We start from the raw sequence: 276 nt of genomic DNA on the forward strand, positions 1-276 counted from the left end.
CCGACAGCGTCAATGCGATGGCCGGCAACCTGACGGTGCAGCTGCGCGATGTGTCGAAAGTGGCGACGGCCATTGCCGGCGGCGACCTCGGGCAGAAGATCACGGTGGACGTGAAGGGCGAGATCCTGCAGATCAAGGATGTCATCAACATCATGGTCGACCAGCTGAACAGGTTTGCCGGCGAGGTGACGCGGGTGGCGCGCGAGGTCGGCACCGAGGGCAAGCTGGGCGGACAGGCCGAGGTGGTGGGCGTGTCGGGCGTGTGGAAGGACTTGA

General features: G+C 65.2%; 1 protein-coding gene. It reads left to right on the plus strand.

Annotation, left to right across the window (positions count from 1 at the left end; translation table 11 throughout):
- A partial coding sequence (locus TSA66_RS27260; RefSeq protein WP_198358667.1) for a HAMP domain-containing protein occupies positions 1 to 276 on the plus strand: 276 nt, incomplete at both ends.

The organism is Noviherbaspirillum autotrophicum, assembly GCF_000818395.1.
Taxonomy (GTDB): Bacteria; Pseudomonadota; Gammaproteobacteria; order Burkholderiales; family Burkholderiaceae_D; genus Noviherbaspirillum; species Noviherbaspirillum autotrophicum.